Annotated in this window: 16 protein-coding genes; 14 read left to right on the forward strand and 2 right to left on the reverse strand. The window is 70.8% G+C overall.

Going from position 1 to position 23,994, the window contains the following annotated elements:
• Nucleotides 1–135 precede the first annotated feature (135 nt).
• A complete protein-coding gene (locus OG453_RS37390) occupies nt 136–1,542 on the forward strand; it encodes an MFS transporter (RefSeq protein WP_266873271.1) in 1,407 nt (468 codons plus the stop codon).
• Between the two features lie 64 nt (nt 1,543–1,606).
• Here the strand turns inward: OG453_RS37390 and OG453_RS37395 are convergent, their stop codons facing one another.
• Together OG453_RS37395 and OG453_RS37400 are read right to left on the reverse strand one after the other, a co-directional pair.
• Nucleotides 1,607–3,373: a siderophore-interacting protein gene (locus OG453_RS37395; RefSeq protein ID WP_266872981.1), complete on the reverse strand. Its 1,767-nt coding sequence runs from the start codon at nt 3,371–3,373 to the stop codon at nt 1,607–1,609.
• On the reverse strand, nt 3,373–4,359 hold the full coding sequence (locus OG453_RS37400) for an ABC transporter substrate-binding protein (RefSeq protein WP_266872982.1): 987 nt from the start codon (nt 4,357–4,359) through the stop codon (nt 3,373–3,375). The genes OG453_RS37395 and OG453_RS37400 overlap by 1 nt, the downstream gene beginning before the upstream one ends.
• Nucleotides 4,360–4,503: 144 nt before the next feature.
• Here OG453_RS37400 and OG453_RS37405 point away from each other — a divergent pair, with 144 nt between their 5' ends.
• From OG453_RS37405 to OG453_RS37465, 13 genes are all read left to right on the forward strand, one after another.
• Nucleotides 4,504–5,244, forward strand: coding sequence for an AraC family transcriptional regulator (locus OG453_RS37405; protein ID WP_266873272.1), 741 nt, complete (start codon nt 4,504–4,506; stop codon nt 5,242–5,244).
• Nucleotides 5,245–5,282: 38 nt separating this feature from the next.
• Entirely contained in the window at nt 5,283–6,341 is a 1,059-nt protein-coding gene (locus OG453_RS37410; RefSeq protein WP_266872983.1) for an iron ABC transporter permease, read from the forward strand.
• Nucleotides 6,338–7,372 (forward strand): iron chelate uptake ABC transporter family permease subunit, encoded by a 1,035-nt coding sequence (locus OG453_RS37415; protein WP_266872984.1) that lies wholly within the window; start codon nt 6,338–6,340, stop codon nt 7,370–7,372. Before OG453_RS37410 ends, OG453_RS37415 begins: the two co-directional genes overlap by 4 nt.
• 588 nt (nt 7,373–7,960) lie before the next feature.
• Nucleotides 7,961–9,442, forward strand: coding sequence for a sugar transferase (locus OG453_RS37420; protein ID WP_266872985.1), 1,482 nt, complete (start codon nt 7,961–7,963; stop codon nt 9,440–9,442).
• An 82-nt stretch (nt 9,443–9,524) separates the two neighbouring features.
• Nucleotides 9,525–10,850: a nucleotide sugar dehydrogenase gene (locus OG453_RS37425; protein WP_266872986.1), complete on the forward strand. Its 1,326-nt coding sequence runs from the start codon at nt 9,525–9,527 to the stop codon at nt 10,848–10,850.
• Complete coding sequence (locus tag OG453_RS37430) at nt 10,840–12,120, forward strand: glycosyltransferase family 4 protein (RefSeq protein WP_266872987.1); 1,281 nt, start codon at nt 10,840–10,842, stop codon at nt 12,118–12,120. Before OG453_RS37425 ends, OG453_RS37430 begins: the two co-directional genes overlap by 11 nt.
• A complete protein-coding gene (locus OG453_RS37435; RefSeq protein WP_266872988.1) occupies nt 12,117–13,520 on the forward strand; it encodes a Wzz/FepE/Etk N-terminal domain-containing protein in 1,404 nt (467 codons plus the stop codon). The genes OG453_RS37430 and OG453_RS37435 overlap by 4 nt, the downstream gene beginning before the upstream one ends.
• Nucleotides 13,517–15,046 carry a Wzz/FepE/Etk N-terminal domain-containing protein gene (locus OG453_RS37440; protein WP_266872989.1) on the forward strand — a complete coding sequence of 510 codons (1,530 nt, stop codon included), beginning with the start codon at nt 13,517–13,519 and terminating at the stop codon, nt 15,044–15,046. The genes OG453_RS37435 and OG453_RS37440 overlap by 4 nt, the downstream gene beginning before the upstream one ends.
• Before the next feature lie 3 nt (nt 15,047–15,049).
• Nucleotides 15,050–16,984 carry an asparagine synthase (glutamine-hydrolyzing) gene (gene asnB / locus OG453_RS37445; RefSeq protein WP_266872990.1) on the forward strand — a complete coding sequence of 645 codons (1,935 nt, stop codon included), beginning with the start codon at nt 15,050–15,052 and terminating at the stop codon, nt 16,982–16,984.
• An 18-nt stretch (nt 16,985–17,002) separates the two neighbouring features.
• Entirely contained in the window at nt 17,003–19,174 is a 2,172-nt protein-coding gene (locus tag OG453_RS37450; protein ID WP_266872991.1) for a bi-domain-containing oxidoreductase, read from the forward strand.
• Complete coding sequence (locus tag OG453_RS37455; RefSeq protein ID WP_266872992.1) at nt 19,171–21,123, forward strand: alginate lyase family protein; 1,953 nt, start codon at nt 19,171–19,173, stop codon at nt 21,121–21,123. Before OG453_RS37450 ends, OG453_RS37455 begins: the two co-directional genes overlap by 4 nt.
• Before the next feature lie 9 nt (nt 21,124–21,132).
• Nucleotides 21,133–22,674, forward strand: a complete 1,542-nt coding sequence (locus tag OG453_RS37460; RefSeq protein ID WP_266872993.1) for a right-handed parallel beta-helix repeat-containing protein — start codon at nt 21,133–21,135, stop codon at nt 22,672–22,674.
• Between the two features lies 1 nt (nt 22,675).
• Nucleotides 22,676–23,986 (forward strand): O-antigen ligase domain-containing protein, encoded by a 1,311-nt coding sequence (locus OG453_RS37465; protein ID WP_266872994.1) that lies wholly within the window; start codon nt 22,676–22,678, stop codon nt 23,984–23,986.
• The last annotated feature ends 8 nt before the right edge of the window (nt 23,987–23,994 follow it).

Raw genomic sequence — 23,994 nt, forward strand, 5'->3', positions numbered from 1 at the left:
CGGGCGCGGCCACCCGCACCGTCGTCCGAGGACCCTGCCCCCGGGCGGCGGCATCCGTCGTCACCCGCAGAGGGTGACGACGGGGACCCGGCGGCTCACGACGATGCCTTGACGACCACGAGCGGAGACGAGGTGATGGCCGTGCCGCCCACGTCCACCGGAACGAGCGGATCAGGGCGTGCGTCGAGCACGGCCCGGCAGGTGCTCGCGCCGCTCGCCCTTGCTCAATTCATCTGCAGCTTCGCCGGTTCCAACATGAACGTGATGATCAACGACATCAGCAAGGACCTCGACACCACCGTGGAAGGCGTGCAGCTCGCGATCACCATCTTCCTGCTCGTGATGGCGGCGCTGATGATCCCCGGAGGCAAGCTGACCGACCGTTACGGCCGCAAGCGGTGTCTCATGGCAGGACTCGCCGTGTACGGTGTCGGCGCCCTGCTCAGCGCTGCCGCACCCGGCCTCGGCGTCCTCATCCTCGGCAACTCGATTCTGGAGGGCATCGGGACGGCCCTGCTGATCCCGCCCGTGTACATCCTCGCCACGCTGCTGTTCACGGACACCGTCTCCCGAGCCCGTGCGTTCGGAGCCATCATGGCGCTGGGCGGCATCGGCGCCGCCGCGGGCCCGCTGATCGGGGGACTCATCAGTTCGGCGCTGAGCTGGCGTGCGGCCTTCGTCTTCCAGGCACTCGTGATCGTGGTGATCATCCTGCTCGCCCGCCGGATCGAGGACCCGCTGCCCGCGGACCCGACCCGCCACTTCGACACCGGCGGCGCGGTCCTCTCGGCCGTCGGCCTCGTCTGCGTCGTCATGGGAATCCTCACCGCCGACAACAGCGCCTGGCTCATGGCCGCTCTGCTGCTGACCGGCGCGCTGATGCTGCTCTGGTTCTTCCGGTGGACGCAGGTCAAGGAGCGTTCCGGCGTGGAACCGCTCCTTTCCACCAGCCTGTTCCGTGACCTGACGTCCAATCTCGGCCTCGTCACCCAGCACACCCAGTGGCTGTTGCTCATGGGCGTGTCCTTCGTGGTGTCCGCCTATCTGCAGGTGGTGCGCGGATACGACGCCATCCGTACCGGGGTGATCTTCACGGCGGCCACGGCCGGTGTCCTCGTGACATCGCTCGCAGCCGGTCGCCTCGCGAAGCGGTACGCGCAGCGGACCCTCATCATGGTGGGCTTCGCGGTCACCCTCGGCGGAATCGGTGTCCTGCTGGGCATGGCGCATGGTTCGCCGAGTCCCTGGGCCCTGGTGCCCGGTCTGCTCCTGATCGGTCTGGGACTCGGCGTCATGCTGACCCCGTCGGTCAGCGTGGTCCAGTCGAGCTTCCCCGAGGACAGGCAGAGCGAGATCTCGGGTCTTTCCCGCAGCGTGTCCAACCTCGGCTCCGCGCTCGGCACGGCGATCGCCGGCACCGTCATCGTCGCCGACCCGGCCGTCGGCGCTTACGCGGCCGCCCTGATCGTCCTGGCCGTCATCGGCCTCGGGGGGCTTGTGGCGGCGGGGTTCCTTCCACGGGGAGCCACCCCTCCCCTCTGAGAGCGTTCCTGGGCGCAGTCGCCTGCTGAGAAGTCGAGTTGGTCCGACGCCTGGCCAAGGGATGTCAGGTCCGGCGCAGGACCGTGGCCTCCGCGCCCCAGCCGAGCGCGATGGTCCGGTCGACGTGCCAGCCCGCCCGCTCCGCGATGGCGGCGATGGCGGCGGAGTCCCGCAGCGGGCTGCCGGTCGCGGCGTACGCGCGCACGGCCGCCTCGGTCGCGTGCGGGCTCAGGCCGTCGGGGCGGGAGGCCTCGACGAGGACCGCTGTCCCGGTCCAGGCGGCGAGTTGGGTGAGGAGCCGCGTCGCCTCGTGATCGGTGCGGTGTGCGAGGGCCTTCGCGGCGACGGCGACATCGGCGGGACCTGCCGTCCAGTCGATGCGTTCCGGCGCCGGAACATGTCCGCGCAGGACCGTGGCCGGTGTGTCGTCCTCCGCGATCCGCAGCCGAGGCCGCCGTCCGGCGTCGTCGAGAGCGGCGACCACCGAGGCGCTGCCCGGCCCGGTCAGGAGACAGGTCTCTACGTCCTCCCAAAGAGGGTCGGCCGTCAGTCCGTTCAGGAGGAAGACCAACTGCTCGCATTCCTCGACCAGTTCGCCGTAGCGGTCCGCGTCGTGGGTCACCGTGTCGTGCAGGGAGGTGCCCGTGGCGAGCCGCCAGGCGGACGTACCGTCCCGGAGTGCGGGAGCGAGGTGAGTGAGGGCGAGCAGCAGCTCGGCCTCGTGGCCGGTGTACTCCTCGCGCTCGTGATCGTCCAGGAGTTCCTCACCCGCCGGGCCCAGGCGCAGGCCCGCCCCATCGTCGACGCCCACGACCACGCCGTGCGCGGCGAGCAGCGGAAGCAGTACGCCGATCCCCGGTCCGGGCACGCCAACTCTGGTCGCGAGCGCGGCGGGTGACAGTCCCGGCGCGTCGGCCACCGCGTCGACGACGCCGAGCTGCAGTGCGGCCCGTACGACCAGCCAGGGGAGCGGCGAGGGGGTCCCGCCACCGGCGGTGACGGCGGCGGCCGTGTCCTGCGACTCCGGCGCGGCGGCCTCCTCGCGGTGCCAGTAACCCGTGATGTTCAGACGGTCCTTCGGGAGTTTCCGTTCGCGCTGCAGATACCGGCGTACCGGAAGGAGCGCCCGGCTCTCCGCCGCCGCCCAGGCGTATCCCTCGCCCGCCGGCTCCGGCAGCGCGCGGACGGCCGCGTCCAGAGCCGCCGCGTCACCCGGCTCCGCGACCACCCAGGTGATCGTGTCGCCGTCGCGCAGAGCCAGTTCCTGGCGTGCCGATTCGTCCGAGACGGTCACCAGGACGTGCGCCGTGGCGTCCAGCGGTCGTTCGTCGAGGAAGCGGCCGATCGCGGGCAGGGCGGTCTCGTCCCCGATGAGGAAGATCCAGTCAAGACGGTCCGGCAGCCGCAGCGACGACTTGGGCCCGACGAACCACAGCTCGTCACCCTCCCGCGCCGACGCGGCCCAGGACTCCGCGGGCCCTTCGCCGTGCAGGACGAAGTCGAGGTGGAGTTCGCCCGCGTCGAGGTCCACCCGCCGGGGCGTGTAGTCGCGGGTCAGCCGGTGCTCGGCCGGTGTCCACTCGATGCCGTGCGGCAACTGGGCGGGGAGCGCCGCCCGGATGTCCCCGTCCGCGGCCAGGATCAGCTTGATGTGGTCGTCGAACCCGGGCGCGGCGAAAGGGGGATGGTCGATTCCGTCGTGGGTGAACGCGGCGAGCCGGTCGCCGCCGAGGACGACCCGCCGCATCCGGGGCGTCACGTCGTGGACGCGGCGCACCGTGACCCGGCGCAGGACGAGGGGGTGCGTCGTGTAAGCACGCTGCGCGGCCATCAGGAGAACTTCTTCTCGATGATGTCGAGCAGGGCCATCGACTCGTCGTAGTCGCCGCGCAGTACCCAGTACGGCAGGTCGTAGGCGTGGTTCTTCTTGAAGGCGGGCAGCGCGCCGTAGACGGGGTTCTTCTTGAGCGTGGCGACGTCGGTCGTGTCGGCGTTGAAGCCCATGACGAACACGGACGGCTGAGTGGTCGTCTGGCCCACCTTCTCGGTCGACAGCTCGAACATGTCACCGCCCTGCCCGTACACCTTGAAACCGCCCTTGGCGAAGACCGGCGCCGGCTCGATGCCGAGCTTCTTGAACTCGGTGGGCAGACCCACGCTCTCCACAAGCCCGTAGGCGGTGCCGTCACCGGTGAGGGCGAGGAAGGACACGGGGCCGGGCGGCGGCTCGATCGCCTCCTTCACCTCGGCGATCCGCTTGTCGTAGGCGGCCAGGTGCTTGTCGTAGACGTCGGCCTTGCCGAACACGTCGTCGGCGAGGAAGGAGAACTGGCTCCGCCAGTCGCCGAGCTTCTTGCCCACGAGCACGGTGGGCGCGATGTCGGAGAGGTCGTCGTACACCTTCTCCGCCTGGAACAGCGGGAAGCCGACGCCACCGCCGACGATGAGGTCCGGCTCGAGGGCGAGGATCGCCTCCAGATCGAAGCCGTCGACGCTCCACGGCAGGAACGTCGTGCCGTCCTCCTTCGCCTCCTTCTTCCAGTACGGGGAGAACTTGCCCTTGCCGTCGGCGTCTTCGGGAATCGTGGCGCGCACCGGCACGTCGAGGTCGTACAGGTAACCGGCGAGAGCGTGGTTCAGCACGACCACACGCTTGGGCTCGGCCGGCACCTTCACCTCGCCGTAATCGGTCTTGACCGTACGGGTCTTGGCGGCGGACGACTTGTCCCCGTCGCCCGACGAGCCGGAGGCCGAGCAGCCGGTGAGGGCCAGCGCGGCGACGAGCGCGAAGGCGAGCAGACGAGCAGGAGCAGACATGGGACCTCATGTGACTGGGCAGGCCGAGGAGTTCGAGCTGTTGGTAAGGTGAGGCTAACCTCGCTGGTTCCGTGGCGTCGATCCGAGTGCGACATCGCCGGTGACGGACACGACGCAGCGCATGAACGGGAGGCACGCTTGCCGATGACATCCCTCGGCACCGTGGTCGCCGAGAACGCCATCCGCTTTCTCGGACACGACACGCATCAGCACGAAGAGCCGCATCTCGTCTACGTGGTGACCGGCACCGCCCGCCTGTCCGCCGACGGTGCGGAGTGGCGGCTCCGGCGGCACGAGGCCGTCTGGCTCGCTCCCCGCGTGCCGCACGCGCTGCGGATCGAACCGGGCGGCATGGCGCTCGGCCCCTTCCTCAACCCCGGTGACCTGCCCCGACGTCGAGTGCAGCCGCTCGGGGCGGTGCCCGCGGTCATCGAGGTCATGACCACCACACTCGGCGCGGCGCCGAGCACGACGGCGCAGGTTCAGCCGTTCCGCCAGGCGCTGGGACGGGTGCTGAGGGGCATCTCCCGGCAGTACTTCCCGGTCGTGCTGCCCGCCCATCCGGCGGTGCGTGCCCTCGCCCGCGAGGCCCTGCGCGCTCCCGCCGCGACGCTGGAGCAGCTCGCCGCACAGCACCGGATGAGCCCCCGTCAGGTGCAGCGCGTCTTCCTCGACGAGACCGGACTGCCCTTCACGCGCTGGCGCAACCGGGCCAGGATGAACGCCGCCGTCGAACACCTCCGCGGCGGAGGCGAGCTGAAGGCCGCTGCCAGGGCGGCCGGGTACGCGACCCGGGCCGGCCTGCTGCGCGCGCTGAGCCGTGAGTCCGGGGTGCCGGTGAGCGCGCTCTCGGCGGACGCGGTGGGGGCGCTCGGCGGGCACTGAACGCGGTCACTGGTCGCGCAGGGAGGTTGGGAGATTCGATGGCACAGGCGTTCACGACGGCGACCGCGCCACCCCCGTCCGCGTCGCCGGGGCCGGCGCGTCGCAGGACGCGCCGGCTCATCGGCCTGGGTGGCGCCGTCGGCGTGCTCCTCGTGGCGGTGCTGCTCAGTGTCGCGATCGGCTCGGCGATGCTCCCCCTGGACGTGGTGTGGCAGGCGCTGACCGCACCCGACGGCTCCGTGTCCCACGCCACGGTCAGTGAAGCCCGCGTGGACCGCACACTGCTCGGCATCCTCGTCGGTGTGTCCCTGGGCGTGGCGGGAGCGCTCATCCAGGCGCTCACCCGCAATCCGCTCGCCGACCCGGGCGTACTCGGCGTCAACGCCGGCGCGGGTTTCGCCGTCACCCTGGGCGTGGCGCTCTTCGGCGTCACGCGCATCGAGCAGTATCTGCCGTTCGCCTTCGTCGGCGCCGTCGCCGGTTCCGCGGTGGTCTACTTCGCCGCGAGCGGCGGACGGGGCGGGCCGTCGCCGCTGCGGCTCACCCTGGTCGGGGTGGCCTTCACGGCGGTGCTCTCCGGCATCTCCCAGACCCTCGCCCTGATCGACACGGAGACCTTCGACCGCATGAGGTTCTGGGGAGCGGGCACCCTCACCGACCGCCCGACGGGCACCGCCGGTGCCATCGTGCCCTTCGTCCTGGCGGGCCTCCTTGTCGCCGTCTGCTGTGCGCGCCCGCTCAACGCGATCGCCCTCGGTGACGACGCTGCGCGGTCCTTCGGGCTGCGGGTCGGTGCGACCCGGTGCGGTGTGGTGATCGCGGTGGCCCTGCTGTGCGGTGCGGCGACGGCCGCGGCGGGCCCGCTGATGTTCGTCGGCCTCATGGTGCCGCACGCCGTGCGCCGGCTCACCGGGCCCGACTGGCGCTGGATCCTCGCCTACTCCGCCGTACTCGCCCCGGCGATCGTGCTGCTCGCCGATGTCCTGGGCCGGCTGATCGTGATCCCCGCCGAGCTGCCGGTCGGCGTGATGATGCCGCTCATCGGCGCGCCCGTACTGATCCTGCTGGTGCGCACGAGCCGGGCGAGGGCTCTGTGAACGGGGTGTTCGTCCTCAGGGCGGGGCCCCTGAGCCTGAAAGTGACGCGCCGCGCGGTCGTCGTGTGCGGGCTGCTGTGGGTCACGCTGATCGCGCTGGCCCTGTGGGCCTTCACCCTCGGCAGCTACCCGCTGAGCCTCGGCGACCTGACCGCGGTCCTGTCGGGCACGGCCGGGAACAGCGTCCGCACCGTCGTCCTGGAGTGGCGGGCGCCGCGCATCGTCGCCGCCGTACTGTTCGGCGCCGCCCTCGCCGTGGGCGGCGCGATCTTCCAGTCCCTGACCCGCAACCCGCTCGGCAGCCCCGATGTCATCGGCTTCACCACGGGCTCGTACACCGGTGTCGTCCTCACGCTCCTTGCGGGGGCGACCAGTTACGCGGCGCTCGCGGCGGGCGCGCTCGCCGGGGGGCTTGGCACCGCCCTCGCCGTATATCTGCTGGCGTTCCGGCGGGGTGTGCGGGACTTCCGGCTCATCATCGTGGGTATCGCGGTCGGTGCGTTGCTGTCCTCGGTCAACACGTGGTTCTCGGTGAAGGCCGATGTCGACACCGCGCTGCGGGCCGCGGCGTGGGGTGCGGGCTCGCTGAGCGCCGTCGGCTGGCCCGCCATCACGTTGGCCGCCGTCGCACTCGCGGGGGTCGCGTCGGCGGCCCCGGTGGCACAACGCCGGATGCGACGCCTCGAGTTGGGCGACGACGCGGCGGCGATGCTGGGCGTACCCGTCGAGCGTACGAAGCTGATGCTGGTCGTCCTCGGCGTGGCCGCGACGGCCGCGGTCACCGCCGCGGCGGGCCCCATCGCCTTCGTCGCGCTGGCGGCACCGCAGATCGCCCGTCGTCTCACCGGGCACGGAACCTCCGTCGACCTCGCCGGTTCGGCGCTCGTCGGCGCGGTCCTGCTGCTCGGTGCCGACATCGCGGCGCAGCATGCGATCCCCGGCGTGCCCCTGCCGACCGGCGCGGTCACCGTATGCGTCGGCGGGGCATATCTGCTCGTACTCCTGATACGGGAGAGCCGGCGGGGGTTCTAGACCCCGCGAGGGACTGGACCCGGCCCGCGTCACCGGCGAGTTTCCGCCGAAGAAGCCCTGAGCACAGCCCAGTTGGCGTTGACGTGTCCGCCTCCGGATTGCCGGTGCGGCAGGCCGGGGAACTCACGTCATCACAGGTCGCAAGGCGTGCCCTTGCCGCCAAGTCGCGGGCAAGCGGTAATCGATCTGTGATCCATCTTCAAATCATGGGCACAAATTCCACACATGGCTCTCTTCAGGTGGGCTCCGATGGTCTAGATTGACCGTGCTTCACATGCTGGGACACGAGGCGACAAATAATGATCTATGGGTCAGGCGCTGCGGACAGCCGGCAATTGCGACTCCGGCGCCGGACGTGGGGTTGATCATTTCTTGGAGCCCGAGAGGGGCTTGGGGTGCGGGGAGCACCCGGGGTTCTGGAAGGACATGCGAGTCCACTGCCGCCAGGGCGGGTTGCTCACGTAGCACCGACGTGGCTCAAGTAGCACCGATGTACGGGATGCATGTATGGGGGCCGGGGGGCCTCCCAGGGGGAGGAACGGTGTTGGTCGATGACCACGTCGAATCACTGGGGACCGGGGGGCTTCTGTGCGGCAGGGGGGATTAGTCGGCCCCTTTTCGTCGGCGCACGGGAGCCTGGCGAATGGGGCGATCAGCAGGCCCGCGACCGACTGGGAGCAGCGGTACCGCCGTATCGTGATCGCCAGCGACACCGTGGCCACCGCCTTGGTGGTGGCCACGATCGGCAATTTCTTCGGGGTCCGGGACGCGGCCAACTGGCACGAGAAGTGGGGAATTCTCGCTTTCGGCACCGAACTGCTCGTGCTGGGCGCGCTTGCGGTGAGCCGGTCATGGACTCCGGTCGTACTCGGCCAGGGAGCCGAGGAATTCCGCAGGCTCGGACGTTCACTGTTCACGGCGACCGTCGTCCTGGCGCTCGGCGGAATCGCCCTCACCTCACGCAACATCAAACTCTGGATCTTCGTCGCGATCCCCGCGATCGCACTCGTCACCATGACCGCGCGGTATCTGCTCCGCCTCTGGCTGCACAAGCAGCGCAAGGAAGGGCGGTGCCTGAGGCCGGTGCTCGCCGCCGGGAGCCCGGCCACAGTGCGCGACCTGATCTCCCGCACCCGTAAGTTGCCGCACCTCGGCTGGCGGGTGGACGGGGTGTGCACGACGGACGGTCTCGGCCTTGAGGGCGACCATCTGGACGGAGTGCCGGTCGTCGGCAGCCTTGCGGACGTGGCCAACCATGTCCGCCGCGACGGCTACTACCGTGTCGTCGCGGTCACACCGGACCCGCACTGGTCACCGGACCGGCTGCAGCGGCTTGCCTGGAACCTCGAAGGCAGCGACGCCGAGATGGTCGTGGCCCCCGTCCTGATGGAGGTGGCGGGACCGCGGCTGCACGTCGACGCCGTCCTCGGGATCCCGCTGCTGCGGGTCAGCATGCCGACCTTCACCGGGGGGCGCCGGGCGATCAAAGGGGTCGTCGACCGGATGGGCGCGACGGTCCTGCTGATGCTGTTCGCGCCGCTGATGGTGCTCGTCGGACTGCTCGTCCTTGTGGACAGCCGGGGCGGGGTGTTCTACCGCCAGCGCAGGGTCGGCAAGGACGGCCGCGAGTTCACCATCCTCAAGTTCCGCACCATGGTCGCCGGGGCCCACCGGGCACGCGCCGAGCTGACCGACCGCAACGAGGGCGCGGGGCTGCTGTTCAAGCTCCGCCGGGATCCGCGGGTGACCCGGCTTGGAGCGGTGCTTCGCCGGTACTCGATCGATGAACTCCCGCAGCTGTTCAACGTACTCACCGGATCGATGTCGCTCGTCGGTCCGCGGCCACCGCTGCCGGAGGAGTCCGCCGCGTACGGCCCGGACATCCGGCGGCGGTTGCTGGTCAAGCCCGGACTCACCGGCCTGTGGCAGATCAGCGGACGCAGCGACCTGCCGTGGGAGGAGGCCGTCCGCCTCGACCTGCGGTACGTGGAGGACTGGTCGCTCGCCCTGGACACGGTGATCTTGTGGAAGACGCTGCGTGCGGTGATCCATGGCCAGGGGGCGTACTGATGCGCGGGGGGCTGCAATTCAACGGTTCCGCCAGCGTGCGGACCGCAGGCCGAAAGGGCCTGCCTTGGGGGAGGAACGCGTCATGAGAGTCAGCGTTTTCGGGCTCGGCTACGTGGGCTGCGTGTCGGCCGCGTGCCTGGCCGGCATGGGGCACGAGGTCATCGGGGTGGACGTGAACCAGGTGAAGGTCGACCTGGTCAACGATGGCAAGGCCCCGGTGGTCGAGGAGCGGATCGGTGAACTCGTCGCCGATGCGGTGCGGACCGGAGCGTTACGCGCCACCGATGACGTCCGCGAGGCGATCACGGGCAGTGAGGTGTCCCTGGTCTGCGTGGGCACGCCGTCGGAGCCCAACGGCAGCCTGTGTACCACGTATCTGGAGCGGGTCACCGAGCAGATCGGCTCCGCGCTTGCCGAGCGGGGCGGGCGGCACACCGTCGTGTTCCGCAGCACCATGCTCCCGGGCACCTGCCTGAACCTCCTTGTACCGATCTTGGAGAAGTACGTCGGTGGCACGGCCGGGGCGGTCTTGGCCGACGTAGGGGTTGCGGTCAACCCGGAGTTCCTGCGCGAGGGCACGAGCGTGCGGGACTTCTTCGACCCGCCCAAGACCGTCATCGGCGAGCTCGACCCGGCAAGCGGCGACGTGGTGGCGGCGCTGTACGACGGCTTGCCGGGCGAGGTGTTCCGGGTGCCGCTGCCGACGGCCGAGGCGATCAAGTACGCGGACAACGCGTTCCACGGCCTCAAGATCGGCTTCGCGAACGAACTGGGCGCGGTGTGCCAGGCGCTTGGCGTCGACTCGCACCAGGTGATGGACGTGTTCCTGGCCGACCGCAAGCTGAACGTGAGCCCCGCCTACCTGCGGCCCGGCTTCGCCTTCGGCGGCTCCTGCCTGCCCAAGGACCTGCGCAGCCTGGTCCACGCGGCGCAGCGGGCCGACGTCTCGGTGCCCATCCTCGCCCATGTGCTGCCCTCCAACTCCGCGCATCTGCAACGCGCGGTGGAGCTGGTCGAGCGCACCGGCAAGCGCCGCGTTGGAATGTTCGGTCTCTCCTTCAAACCCGGCACCGACGACCTCCGCGAGAGCCCGCTCGTCGAGCTGGCGGAGAGACTCTTCGGCAAGGGGTACGACCTGCGGATCCACGACGCCAACGTGAGCCTCTCCCGGCTGATCGGCGCGAACCGCGAGTACATCGAGACCCGCCTTCCGCACCTCGCGCACCTGCTCGCGGACTCCGTCGGCGAGGTGCTCGAACACGCCGAGGTGTGCCTGGTCGGGACCAGCGACCCTGCCGTGCTTGCGGCGCTGCCCCATGGGGACGGCCCGGTGATCGTCGACCTCATCCACCTTCCCGACGCCGATGCGCGTCGGACCGAACCGGGGTACGTGGGCCTTGCTTGGTGACACATCGTTCGATGAAACAACCGGCGGCGACCGGCGAGGCCGGCGCGCGCTGATCCTGGTGGAGAACCTGTCGGTGCCGTTCGACCGACGGGTGTGGCAGGAGTGCACGACGCTGCGCGACGCCGGGTGGGAAGTGCACGTCATATGCCCCCGGGGGGAGAAGAGGGACACGGAGCCGGAGGCGGTGATCGACGGGGTGCGGATCCACCGCTACCCGTTGCGCGCGGCCACCGGGGGACCGGCCGGCTATCTGCGGGAGTACGGATCGGCGTTGTGGCACACGGCCCGGCTTGCCCGCAAGGTCGGACCGGTGCACGTGGTGCACGCCTGCAACCCGCCCGACCTGCTGTTCCTGGCGGCACGGTGGCTGAAGCGGCGCGGCGCGCGGTTCGTCTTCGACCAGCACGACCTGGTGCCCGAGCTGTACCTCTCCCGGTTCGACCGCGGCGAAGATCTGCTCTACCGCGCCGTATGCGCGCTGGAACGGCGGACCTACCGGGCCGCCGACGTTGTCCTCGCCACCAACGAGAGCTACCGCGACGTCGCAATACGCCGCGGCGGTCAGCGGCCGCAGGACGTGTTCGTGGTGCGCAGCGCGCCCCAGACCGACCGGTTCCAACCGGTGCCGCCCGAGCCGGAGTTGAAGCGCGGCAAGCCTCATCTGCTGTGCTACCTCGGCGTCATGGGACCTCAGGACGGCGTCGACTACGCCCTGCGGGCCCTCGCGAAGCTGCGCGACGAGATGGGGCGGACCGACTGGCACGCGGTGTTCATCGGCTCCGGCGACGCCTTCGACGCGATGGTGGAGCTGTCCCGGCGGCTCGGGCTCGGTGACCAGGTGCAGTTCACCGGGCGCATCCCGGACGCCGACCTGGTGCGCTACCTCTCCACCGCGGACGCGTGCTTGTCCCCCGACCCGCGCAATCCGCTCAACGACGTGTCGACCATGAACAAGGTCCTGGAGTACATGGCGATGGGCCGGCCGGTCGTCTCGTTCGACCTCCGCGAGGCGCGCGTCTCCGCCGGTGACGCCGCCCTCTACGCGCCCGCCAACGACGAGGCCGCATTCGCCGGGCTCATCGCGCTGCTCCTCGACGATCCGGAGCAGCGCGCCCGGATGGGCAAGATCGGCCAGGAGCGGATCGGCGGGCCGCTCTCCTGGCGGAACTCGCAGGCGTCGCTGCTCGCCGCGTACGCCGTTGCCTGCGGTGACCATGACCCGGGGCCGACGGGCAGGACGGTCCGAACAGGGAAGAGGCGGCGGCGTTGAACGAAGACACGATCCGCCTGGTCACCATCGGGCGGATTCTCCGCCGGCGCTGGCGGCTTCTCGCCGTCCTCACCGTGGTCGGCGCGCTCGTCGGCCACGGCGCATCGGTGCTGCTGTTTCCGCCGCGCTACACGGCGTCGGCATCCGTACTGCTGCCCGGACAGTGGGAAGAGCGCGAGCTGCTCACCCAGGTGGACATCGCGACCAGTTCGTCGGTCGCCGATCGCGTGGCCGCCGAACTCCGCTGGAGCGGCGTCAGCGGCGACGAGCTGCGGGACAGCGTGACCGCCAAGGCCGCCGACGGGAACATCATCAAGATCTCCGGTACGGCCGAGACCCCGGAGCGCGCGCAGCGGCTCTCCGACCAAGTGGCCAAGGAATTCGTCACGTTCGCCGCGCGGATCTCGGGCGGCGGCACCGACTCCGAAGCCGCCGCCACAGGGCCCGAGGCGCTGCGGAAGAAGGTCCAGGAGACCAACCGCCGCATCACCGACCTGGCCGAAGCGGCCGACCCGGGACGGACCGTGGAGAGCGTGCAGGCGCGCACCGGCCTTGAGAAGCTGCGCACCTCGCTGGAGGAGGCCATGACGAAGCTGGAACAGGCCGACCCGGCGAGCGACAGGGCCGGCATGGTCGTCATGGGACCGGCGGCCCGGCCGTCCGGCGAGGCACCGCCGACTCGGACGCAGCTCATCGTCGCCGGGGCGCTGCTGTTCTTCCTGACCGCGGTCATCGGCCATCTCACCGCCGCACGGATGAACCGCCGGCTGCGCACCGAACCGGAGATCGCCGCGGCGCTCGGCTCGGCGCTCCTCGGCGCCGTCGACGTACCTGATGAACCGTCCGCACACCGGCCGCAGGACCGTGGCCGGTGGCCCCGGATCCGCCGGCTCCTCGGCGTCGACACCCGGTGGGACCTGCCGACCCCGCAGCGGTCCGGCGACGAGGCCGGCAGACGGATCCGCTACCGGCGGGTCTGCGCCCGCCTCCGGAACCAACTGCCGGGTTCCCGGCGGATGTTGGTCGTCGTGCCGGACGGCGACGAGATCGCACTCCGGGCCGCCGGGCAACTCGCCGCCGAGGCCGGGGGCGATCCTTCCGCAAGCTCTGCGGGCAGGGGATACCCCACGCTGCGCGTGGTGGAGGTCTCGGTCGACCGGCCGACGGTGCCGGACCGCGGCACGGAATCCGGTGCCCTGGTCGTCCTCAGCGCGGGACGCTGGACCGCGCAGGAGGCCGGAGGCATCGCCGAGGCGTGCGCGGACGGCGGGCATGACGTCGTCGGATTCGTCGTCGCAGGACCGGTGCGGGCCCGTCCGACGCGGTCTGCCGACCATCCGGCGGACCACGCCGCTCCGGCGCTCGCGGCGCGTGGCAACGCGACGGGAGGTTCGACGTGACGACGAGCACGACCAATGAGTCGTCGGCGGCCACTCCGCTCTTCGACCTGCAGGCGCTGGTGGTGTCGGTGCGCCGGCGCCGCCGCCTCTGGTGCTCCCTGGCGCTCCTGGGAATGCTGGCAGGCGTGGCGGTGGCGGTCCTGATGCCGCCGCCACCGAGCGCGCAGACGAAGGTCCTTGTCGCGCATGCCGAGGACCAGCCCAACGACATGGGAACGCTGATCCGCACCGACGTCGCCGTATTGGAGACCACGCGGATCGCCGACAAGGCCCTGCGGTCGCTCAAGTCCTCGGACGCCCCGGAGGACTTCATGGGGGAGTACCGGGGCACCGGCTTGACCAACAACCTGCTGCAGATCGATGTGACGGGCGACAGCGACGCGGATGCGGTGGCCCGGGCCGAGGCGCTGGCCGACGCGTTCGTCGCCGACCATGTGCGCCGGATGCGGGAAACCGCGAAGGCCGAGGCCAAGGCCCTCCTCGACCAGCGTGACCGCATGCGGGGCGAACTCGCCGAGGTCAACGTGGAGATCGGAGACCGGGCGCCGGAGACGGAGAGCGACCCCAAGGAGTCGGCGAGCGTCGAGTCGCTCTTCGCCCGCCGCGCGGAACTCACCTCGCGGATCGCCGACTTCGACCAGCGCGCCGCGGAGGCGCGCACCGGCACACCCAAGGTCATCGCCGGCACGCAGATCGTGGACGCCGCGCGCCCGGTGCGGAACTCGCTGCCCAAGGCCGCTGCCACCAACGCCGCGATCGGGCTCGTCCTCGGGCTCGTCCTCGGGCTCGCGATCGCCGCGGTCCGCACCGTGGTGGCGGACCGCCCGGTGCTGCGCCGGGACATCGCGGCGAACCTGGGCGCCTCTGTCATCGCGGAACTGCCCCACCGGTCGGGCAAGTTGTGGCGGCGCCGACGGACCCGGGTGGCACGCGAACGGCTCACCGGGACCCTCGTCCGCACCGTGCGCGGCTCCGCGGAAGCGGAACCACTCTCGCTGCTTGAACTGGGCTGCGCGCGCAGTACGAGCGTGCTCGCTCTGGACGTCGCGGCGGCACTGGGGGCGGACGGTCCTGTGACCGTCGTCGACGGTCTGCCGGGCCCCCAACTCGCCAAACGCCAGAGGTCGGGAGGCCCGACCGTGGTCGGCGGCGAGCGTGCCGGGACCGTGCCGCGGCAGGAGCGCAGGATCGGCGTCGGCTCGGTGGCGCCCGGTACGGCGTGGACCGACCTCCAGTACCTCGGCACCCGGACCGTGCTCGTCGTGCGCGCCGGGCACGGCAGCGCCGCATGGCTGCACACCGTGGCGCGGCAGCTCGCGGACCAGCGCATCGAGGTGATCGGTGTGGTGCTCGTCGACCCCGATCCGCGGGACAGGACCGACGGCACGCTGTGGGACGGGCAGTACACCGCGCTGCGCGGCCGGAGCGAGATACCGGCCCGGCAGAACGGGACGGGCCAACGGCGGACGGAGCGGCTGCCGGTACGGGCCGCGCGCGGCCCGGACAACGACCAGGAGGCGCGGTAGCACATGTGTGGCATCGCAGGTACTTACCGATGGCCGGACGGGAAGGCCGTGACCGACCGGCTCACCGACACCCTCGCCCACCGCGGCCCGGACGGGGCGGGCCGGTACGGCCACCCCGTCGGTGACGGCGAAGTGCAGCTCGGGCACCGCCGGTTGGCGATCATCGACCTGTCCGAGACCGGCGCCCAGCCGATGGTCTCGGACGGCCTCGCCCTGACATACAACGGCGAGCTCTACAACGCGCCCGAACTGCGGGCCGAGTTGGCCGCCGCCGGGGTGCGCTTCCGCGGCACCTCCGACACCGAGGTGCTGCTTGAGGCCTGGCGGCGCTGGGGCACGGACTGCCTGCCCCGGCTGCGCGGCATGTTCGCGTTCGGGATCTTCGACGAGCGCACCGGTGAACTGGTCCTCGTCCGTGACCAGTTGGGCATCAAGCCGCTGTTCCTGCTCCGGCGCGGCGGAGGCCTGGTGTTCGCCTCCGAACTCAAGGCGCTCGCCACCGCGACCGGCGGCACGCTGGAGGTGGACCATGCGGCGCTCGTGGCCTCGCTCCTCTACTACTGGGTGCCGGACTCACGGTGCGCGTTCCGCGAGGCGGAGAAGCTGCCGCCGGGGAGCTGGATGAAGTTCCGGCCCGACGGCCGGGTGGAGCGCGGCCGGTACTGGAACCTGAAGGACGTCGCCGCCGAGGGCCAGGAGCGGGCTCGCAGCGGCGAGCTGCCGGATCTGGCCGCCATCGTCGAGGAGTCGACCCGGCAGCACCTGCTCTCCGACGTACCCGTGGCGACCTTCCTCTCCGGCGGCCTCGACTCCAGCTACCTGACCGCCCTCGCCGCCCGCGACCGGCCCGGGATCTCCGCGTACACGATCGGATTCCGCGCCGAGGACGCCAAGTTCGAGGCGATGCCCGACGACCTGCGCTATGCCCGGCAGGTGGCCGAGCGGTTCGGCGTCGACCTGCACGAGATCGAGATCGCTCCGGACGTGCTCGACCTGCTGCCGCGGATGACGTACCACCTGGACGAGCCGATCGGCGACCCCGCCGCGATCAACACGTTCCTGATCTGCGAGGCCGCACGGGAGGCCGGGGTCAAGGTGATGCTCTCGGGGATGGGCGCCGACGAACTGTTCGCCGGATACCGCAAGCACCTGGCCAACCTCCTTGCCCTGCGCTACCAGCGCGTCCCGCGGCCCCTGCGGCGTGGCGTGCACGCGGCCGTGGACCGGCTGCCGGTCGCCTCGGCTCGCCGCGGCTACCGGTCGGTCCGGTTCGCGAAGCGGTTCCTCTCCTTCGCCGATCTGCCGGAGGAGACCGCGTTCCGGCGCAGCTACACCATGTACGACCAGGCGGAGCTGCTCGCCCTGGTCAACCCGGACCTGGCCGGGACGGTCGACGACGTACTGACCGAGCACGCGGACATCTACCAGGACAACGACCTCGACGACTTCGTCAACCGCATGTGCCTGGGCGACGCCCGGATGTTCCTGCCGGGCCTGAACCTCGCCTACACCGACCGCTCCAGCATGGCCGCCTCCACCGAGGTGCGGGTGCCGTACGTGGACGTCGAGGTGGTCAAGGCGGCGTTCGCCGTGCCCGGCGACCGCAAGATCGTCGGACGGCAGGGCAAGGCCGTCCTCAAGGAGGCGGCCTCCTCGATCCTGCCCAAGGAGATCGTGTACCGGCCCAAGGGCCTGTTCAGCGCCCCGCTGCGCGCCTGGATGAGCCGGGATCTGGCGCCGCTGGTGCGCGAGGTGGTCAACGACGGCGTGCTCGTCAACTCCGGGATCCTGCGCCGCGACGCGCTGGCGCGGATGGTCGCCGAGGACGCCGCGGGACAGCGGGACTTCTCCAAGCATCTGTGGCATGTGCTGACCCTCGAGTACTGGTATCGCGACGCGACCTCTGGGTCCGGGCAGAGCACTCGGTTAACGGCTTAAGGAATCAGAGGAGTTCGGGTGAAGCAGGTTGTTCAGAACTACAAGAGCGGCGAGCTGGCGGTGCTTGACGTGCCGGTGCCGGGGTGCAAGCCGGGCGGGGTGATCGTCCGCAGCGCCTACTCGCTGATCTCGACCGGGACCGAGCTCATGAAGGTGTCCGAGGCCGGCATGTCGATGCTCGGCAAGGCCCGTTCCCGTCCCGACCAGGTCGCCAAGGTCGTGCAGAGCGTGGCCACCAACGGGGTTCCCGCCACCTATCGCAAGGTGATGGGCAAACTGGACTCCTACACGCCGCTCGGCTACTCGCTGTGCGGGGTGGTCGAGCAGGTCGGCGCCGGGATCGACGACGTGAAGGTCGGCGACCGCGTGGCCTGCGCCGGCAATGAGCACGCGCTGCACGCCGAGCTGAACTGGGTGCCGAAGAACCTCTACACCCCGGTGCCGGACGGGCTCGCGCCGCGGCACGCCGCCTTCGGCACCGTCGGGTCGATCGCGCTGCAGGGCGTCCGCCAGGGCGAGTCACAGCTCGGCGAGGTGGCGCTCGTCATCGGCCTCGGTCTGATCGGCCAGCTGGTGGTGCAGCTCCTCGCCGCCTCGGGAGTCCGCGTCGTCGGGGCCGACCCCGACCCGGTGCGCTGCGAGCTGGCCGAGAGCCTGGGCGCCGCGGCCTGCGGCGACCCCGCGTCCGCGTCCGTGGAAGCCGCCGTCGCCGAACTCACCGACGGTCACGGCGTGGACCAGGTGTACCTGGCCGCCGGCGGCGGCACCAACCAGCCCGTCGAGCTGGCCGCCCGGCTGAGCCGGGACCGCGGCCGGGTCGTCGACATCGGCAAGTGCCGCCTCGACCTGCCATGGAACGCGTACTACGAGAAGGAGCTCGACGTCCGGTTCTCGCGAAGTTACGGCCCTGGGCGCTACGACCCGGAGTACGAACTCGATGGGCGGGACTACCCGATCGGCTACGTGCGCTGGACCGAGCGCCGCAACCTGGCGTGCTTCCTCGACCTCCTCGCCCGCGGCAGCGTCGACGTCGAGCCACTGGTCTCCCACGTCGCCGACTTCGACGACGCCGTCGAGACGTACCAGAGCCTGAAGGACGGCGAGTTGAAGGCCGTGGCCGTGCTGTTCCGGTACCCCGAACAGGCCGTGGAGGCCGAGGCTCCGGCGGTGGACGTGCCCGCGGTGAAGGTGAAGCCGAATCCGGTGCGGGCCGCGAAGACGCCGGTGCGCCTCGCGTTCGTCGGCGCGGGGAACTACGCGACGTCGATGCTGCTGCCGCACCTGGCCGGGCGAGACGGCGTCGATCTCTCGACCGTCGTCACCACGACCGCGCTGTCCGCGGCCAACGCGAAGCGGAAGTTCGGCTTCACAGAAGCGACCACCGACCTCGACGCCGTGCTCGGCGACAAGTCCATCGACGCGGTGTTCGTGGTCACCCGGCACAGCTCGCACGCCGAACTGACCCGTAGAGCGCTGCTCGCCGGCAAGACGGTGTTCGTGGAGAAGCCCCTGGCCCTCACCGAGGACGAGCTGGCGGGCGTGCTCGCGGCGGTGGAGGAGTCCGGCAACGACCGGCTGCAGGTGGGCTTCAATCGCCGGTTCTCGCCGCTCCTGGGCGAGGCCAGGCAGCGGTTCGGCGCCCGTACAGGACCGGCGAGCCTGCGCTACCTGGTCAACGCGGGCCGGCTGCAGCAGGGCAGCTGGTACCTCCAACAGGGCACCGAGGGCTCACGGTTCGCCGGTGAGGGCGGGCACTTCATCGACACGGCGAGCTGGCTGCTCGACGCCGACCCCGTCTCCGTGTACGCGGTCGCCACGTCCGGCGGCGAGGACCTGCAGGTCGTCCTTGGCTACCCGGACGGGTCCACCGCCACCATCAGCTACGTCACCACCGGCGCGCCGGGCTTCCCCAAGGAGACGCTCGATCTTGTCGCGGACGGCAAGGTGCTGCGGCTCGACGACTTCGTACGCGCATCCGTGTATGGGCGTAAGAAGTGGGTCAGTTCGCGGCTGCCCAAGGCCCGGGACAAGGGCCAGAACGCGGAGCTGGCCGCGTTCGTCAAGGCCGTACGGACCGGCGGGCCGATGCCGGTGCCGCTGGAGTCCCTCGTCGCCACCACGGCGGCCACCCTCGCCGTGCGGGCCGGACTGGCGGGCGGTGCGCCGGTGACGCTGGCGAGGGCGCGATGACCATGAGCGTGGACTGGTACCTGCGACGCCTCTCCCGGATGGGACCGCGGGAGGTCGGCGGCCGGGTGGTCGACGCGGTGCGCAGACGGCGGTGGCGATCGGCGCGGCCGGACTGCCCGAGCGTGACCGACGCCCTGTTCACCGCGGTCCTGCCCGCGGGGACGATCGCCGCCATAGCCCCGGACGCCGCGAAACGTCTCATCGCCGATGCGGACCGCCTGATGTACGGGCACGCCGAGTATTTCGGGGTCGTCCGCGACGACCTGGTCCACCCGGACTGGTGGTGCGACCCGAAGACCGGGCGCCGGGCTCCGTGGGGCTACGCCTTCGACGTGCCGTACCGGAACGAGGACGCGGTCGGGGACATCAAACAGATCTGGGAGCTGTCCCGGCACCAGTACCTCACCGTGCTCGCCGCCGCCTACGCGATCACCGGGAACGAGCGGTACGCCGAGCGCGTGGCCGAGCATCTGCGGTCGTGGTGGGCGGCCAACGCGCCGCTGCGCGGAGTGCACTGGATCAGCGGCATCGAGCTGGGGATCCGGCTCCTCTCCTGGGTGTGGATCCGCCGGCTGCTCGACGGCTGGCAGGGCGCGGCCGGCCTCTTCGAGGGCAACCCGGTGGCGCTGAACCAGATCTGGCACCACCAGCGCTGGCTTGCCGCCTTCCCCAGCCGGGGCTCTTCGGCGAACAACCACGTCATCGCGGAGGCCGCCGGGCAGTTCGCGGCGGCCTGCGCGTTCGCGTGGTTCCCCTCATCGGCACGCTGGCGGGCCGGCGCGCTCCGGTCTCTTGAGCGCCATCTGGAAGGCAATACCTTCGACTCCGGCCTCAACCGCGAGCTGGCCACCGAGTATCACGGCCTTGTCCTCGAACTCGGCCTGGCCGCGGTGGCCGAGGCGGATGCCGCCGGTGTGCCGGTCCCCGCGTCGATCCGCCCTGTGCTGCTGCGGATGACCGACGCGCTCGCGGCCGTCGTGGACAACCGGTTGCGGCCGCCGCGCCAGGGCGACGCGGACGACGGGCACGGCCTGGTCGTGGACGGCACGGGCACCGACCGCTGGGCCTCGCTCCTCGCCACCGGGGACGCCGTGTTCGGCCGCCTCGACTGGTGGCCGGGAGTGACCGGCACCGACGTTCGTACGACGCTCCTCGCCGCGCTCATCGAACCCACCGAACCGGCCGTGCCCCGCCCCGCGAGCCGTCCGGCCCATTTCGCCGACGCGGGGCTCACCATCCTGCGCGGTCCGGAGGAGATCTGGTGCCGCTGCGACGGTGGTCCGCACGGCTTCCTGTCCATCGCCGCGCACGCCCACGCGGACGCGCTGTCCGTGGAGGTGCGGCACGACGGCGTCGACGTGCTCGCCGACCCGGGAACGTACTGCTACCACGGGCAGCCCCTGTGGCGGCAGTACTTCCGGTCGACCCTCGGCCACAACACCCTGCAGCTGGACGGCGCTGACCAGTCCGTATCGGGCGGCCCGTTCCTGTGGACCCGGCAGGCCCGCAGCCGTGTCCTGGTCGCGGACGCATGCGGCGATGGCGTGGCCAACTGGGCTGCCGAGCACGACGGTTATCAAGGTTCCGTGCACCACCGCCGGGTGGAGCTGACCGCCGCGAAACAGGAGTTACGGGTCGTCGACGAGGTGCGCGGCCCACGCCGGGACGTGCGCCTGGCGTTCCACCTCGGCCCGGCGATCGCCGCGGACCTGGTGGGGAACCGGGCGGCGCTCACCTGGATCCGGGACGGCGAGGGCCGTTCCGCGGTGCTCGACCTGCCCGGACAGCTGAGCTGGCGTGCGCATCGCGGCGAGACCGACCCGCCGCTGGGCTGGTACTCCGCAGGCTTCGGGCGCAAGGAACCCGCCACCACGCTGGTCGGTACCGGATGTGCCGACGACGCTGCGTCGTCGGGGGAGTTCACCACCGTGCTCAGGTTCGGCGGCTAGGGAGGACGTGTGGGGATGAAGTGGCGGAACTTGGCGTTGCCCGCGGCACCGCTGGCGCTGGTCGTGCTGGCGGCGACCGGCTGTACGAGCACGCCGGACGAGACCCGGGCGGAGCCGACCGACGCGTCATCCGCGTCCAAGGCGCCCACCACGTCCGTGGCGCGGGTGTGCGCCAAGGCCGCGGCCGGTCCCGCGAAGGCGCCGAAGGGCGCGGTGACGGTCGACCCGGGGGTGGTCGGCGACCTGGCCGAGAAGACGAAGAGCAGCCCAGCGGGCACCACGTTCTGGCTGCGACCGGGCAAGCACCGGCTCGACCCGGACCGCTACGCCCAGGTCATGACCAAGAAGGGCAACCGCTACATCGGCGCGCCGGGCGCGGTGCTCGACGGCGGGAAGAAGAACAACTACGCGTTCAGCGGCAGCGCCCGCGACGTCACCATCCGCCACCTGACCGTGCAGCGTTTCGTCGCGCCGCCCGACGAGGGCGTGGTCAACCACGACATGGCCGACGGATGGGTGATCGAGCACGCGAAGATCCAGTACAACTCCGGCGCCGGGCTGATGGCCGGTGCCCGCCAGAAGGTCCGCGCCAGCTGTCTGCGCGACAACGGGCAGTACGGAATGAACGCGTACAAGACCGGCGACTCGATCCGCGGCCTGGTGGTCGAGGGCAACGAGATCGTGGGCAACAACACCGGCGACTGGGAGCGGAAGCGGCCGGGCTGCGGCTGCACCGGAGGCATCAAGTTCTGGGCCGTCAACGGCGCCGAGATCCGCGGCAATTGGGTGCACGACAACCGCGGCGTCGGGCTGTGGGCGGACAACAACAACAACGACTTCCGCATCGAGGGCAATCTCCTTGAGGCCAACGACGGTGCCGCGCTGATGTACGAGACCAGCTACAACGCGGTCATCCGCAACAACACGATCCGGCGGAACAACTGGATCGAGGGCCGCAGGTCCGCCGAACGCGACGACCCCTTCCCGTACGCGACCGTCTATGTGTCGGAGTCCGGCGGCGAACCACGGATCAAGGCCCGCACCGACAAGATCGAGATCTACCGGAACGTGCTGGAGGACAACTGGAACGGCATCACCCTGTGGGAGAACGCCGACCGGTTCTGCAACAGCCCGGCCAACACCTCGACCGGATACTGCACGTTGCTGGTGAAGGACACCAAGAGCTGCGCGAAACCGAAGATCACCAAGGCGCCGCTCTACGCCGACTGCCGGTGGAAGACCCAGCGGGTGGACATCCACGACAACCGCTTCCTCCTCGACGCGTCGGTCGTCAAGTGCAAGACGGAGTGCGGCCGCATGGCGGTCCTCTCCAACTACGGCACCTATCCGAAGTGGTCGCCGTACAAGGGCAAGCGGGTGTCCGACGCGATCACCCACAAGCAGCGCAACCGCTGGCACGACAACACCTACCGCGGACCGTGGAGCTTCGTCGCGGAGAACACGGACCAGCAGCTCGACTCCGGTCAGTGGCAGGACACGCCGTACCGGCAGGACACGGGCAGCACCTACGCGCCACGGTCCGGTGGTTGAGATGGACGGGAACCTGAAGCACGGCGTCCTGCCGGCCGGACCGGATACGGCGGACACGCGGCCCGGCGCCGAACCGCGCCCCGCCGGCACGCCGAAGGCAGTCGGGATCGTCTGGGCGCTGCTCGCGCTCAACACGCTCGGCTCCGCCGGGGCGAAGACCATCGTGCCGCTGCCCCGCTCCCTCATCCAGATGGTCACCATGGGCGCGCTGGCCGCCGCGTTCGCGCTGGCGCTCGCGCTCAATCTCCGGCTGCGCATCCGGGCGAGCGCCTTCTTGTTCCTGCTCACCCTGCTCCTCGTACCGAGCGTGATCTCCAGCGCGAACCTGGAGGTCGGGTTCGGCGCGCTGTTCCGCTGCGCCCGGCTCGCTCTCTTCATCGGCACGCTGTGGCTGCTGAGCCGATGGTGGGACGGCAGCCTGACGTTCGTCCGCCACCACATCCGGATGTACTTCGTCGCACTGGGGACGGCGGCCGCCGGCCTGGTCATCTCACCTGGCGCGGCCATGCCCGAGACGTACGGCGGTCGCCTTGTGGGTGCGTTGTGGCCGCTCACCCCGCCGCAGATCGGACAGTACGCCGCAGTGATCATCGGGCTCACGGTGCTGCTCGTACTGGGCCGCCGGACCACCAGGGGCAGCGCGGCCCTGATCATCGTGCCGTCACTCGCCCTGCTCGCGTTGACCCACACCCGGACAGCCACGGTCGGCCTGCTCATCGGGCTTGTCCTGGCGATCGGCTCGCTCGTCCTGACCAGCGCCGCCGCCCGCCGGTTGTTCGTCTGGGCGGTGGTGGTGTCCGCGGTGGCCGTGGTGGGGTTCGCCTCCGCGGTGGAGGCGTGGTTCCTGCGCGGTCAGAGCAAGGAGTACTTCACCAGCCTCACCGGTCGGGCCAAGGTCTGGGACGCCCTGCTGACCGAGCCCCGGTCCACCGCGGAGCAGGTGTTCGGCATGGGCCTTGGCGACAAGTCGTTCGGCGGCCTGCCGATCGACAACAGCTGGCTGGCCGTCTACAGCGAGCAGGGTCTGAGCGGCGTCATCCTTGTCGGGACGATCATCCTCGTCCTCGCCGGCGTCGCGTTGCTGCGACCGCCGTCACTGCAGAGGGCCTGCGCGATCTTCCTGATCACCTACGTCGCGATCTCGTCGTACACCGAGGCCGGCCTTGGCGACGCCTCGCCGTATCTGCTCCATCTGGCGTTGGCCGCCTCGCTCCTCGCGACACCTGCCGCGGCCACGTCCCTCTCGACGGCGACGCCCCTCACCACGCGCACGGTCCCGCAACGACGTATCCCGCGATGGGCCAGGAGGTGACCTTGAAC

The sequence above is a fragment of the Streptomyces sp. NBC_01381 genome, assembly GCF_026340305.1.
Classification (GTDB): Bacteria; Actinomycetota; Actinomycetes; order Streptomycetales; family Streptomycetaceae; genus Streptomyces.

Excerpts from the sequence above, each read along its gene's own strand:
- OG453_RS37455 (WP_266872992.1), top strand. The coding sequence starts at position 19,171 with ATGACCATGAGCGTGGACTGGTACCTGCGACGCCTCTCCCGGATGGGA.
- OG453_RS37395 (WP_266872981.1), bottom strand. The coding sequence starts at position 3,373 with ATGGCCGCGCAGCGTGCTTACACGACGCACCCCCTCGTCCTGCGCCGG.
- OG453_RS37410 (WP_266872983.1), top strand. The coding sequence starts at position 5,283 with ATGGCACAGGCGTTCACGACGGCGACCGCGCCACCCCCGTCCGCGTCG.
- OG453_RS37400 (WP_266872982.1), bottom strand. The coding sequence starts at position 4,359 with ATGTCTGCTCCTGCTCGTCTGCTCGCCTTCGCGCTCGTCGCCGCGCTG.
- OG453_RS37465 (WP_266872994.1), top strand. The coding sequence starts at position 22,676 with ATGGACGGGAACCTGAAGCACGGCGTCCTGCCGGCCGGACCGGATACG.
- OG453_RS37425 (WP_266872986.1), top strand. The coding sequence starts at position 9,525 with ATGAGAGTCAGCGTTTTCGGGCTCGGCTACGTGGGCTGCGTGTCGGCC.
- OG453_RS37390 (WP_266873271.1), top strand. The coding sequence starts at position 136 with ATGGCCGTGCCGCCCACGTCCACCGGAACGAGCGGATCAGGGCGTGCG.
- OG453_RS37405 (WP_266873272.1), top strand. The coding sequence starts at position 4,504 with ATGACATCCCTCGGCACCGTGGTCGCCGAGAACGCCATCCGCTTTCTC.
- asnB (WP_266872990.1), top strand. The coding sequence starts at position 15,050 with ATGTGTGGCATCGCAGGTACTTACCGATGGCCGGACGGGAAGGCCGTG.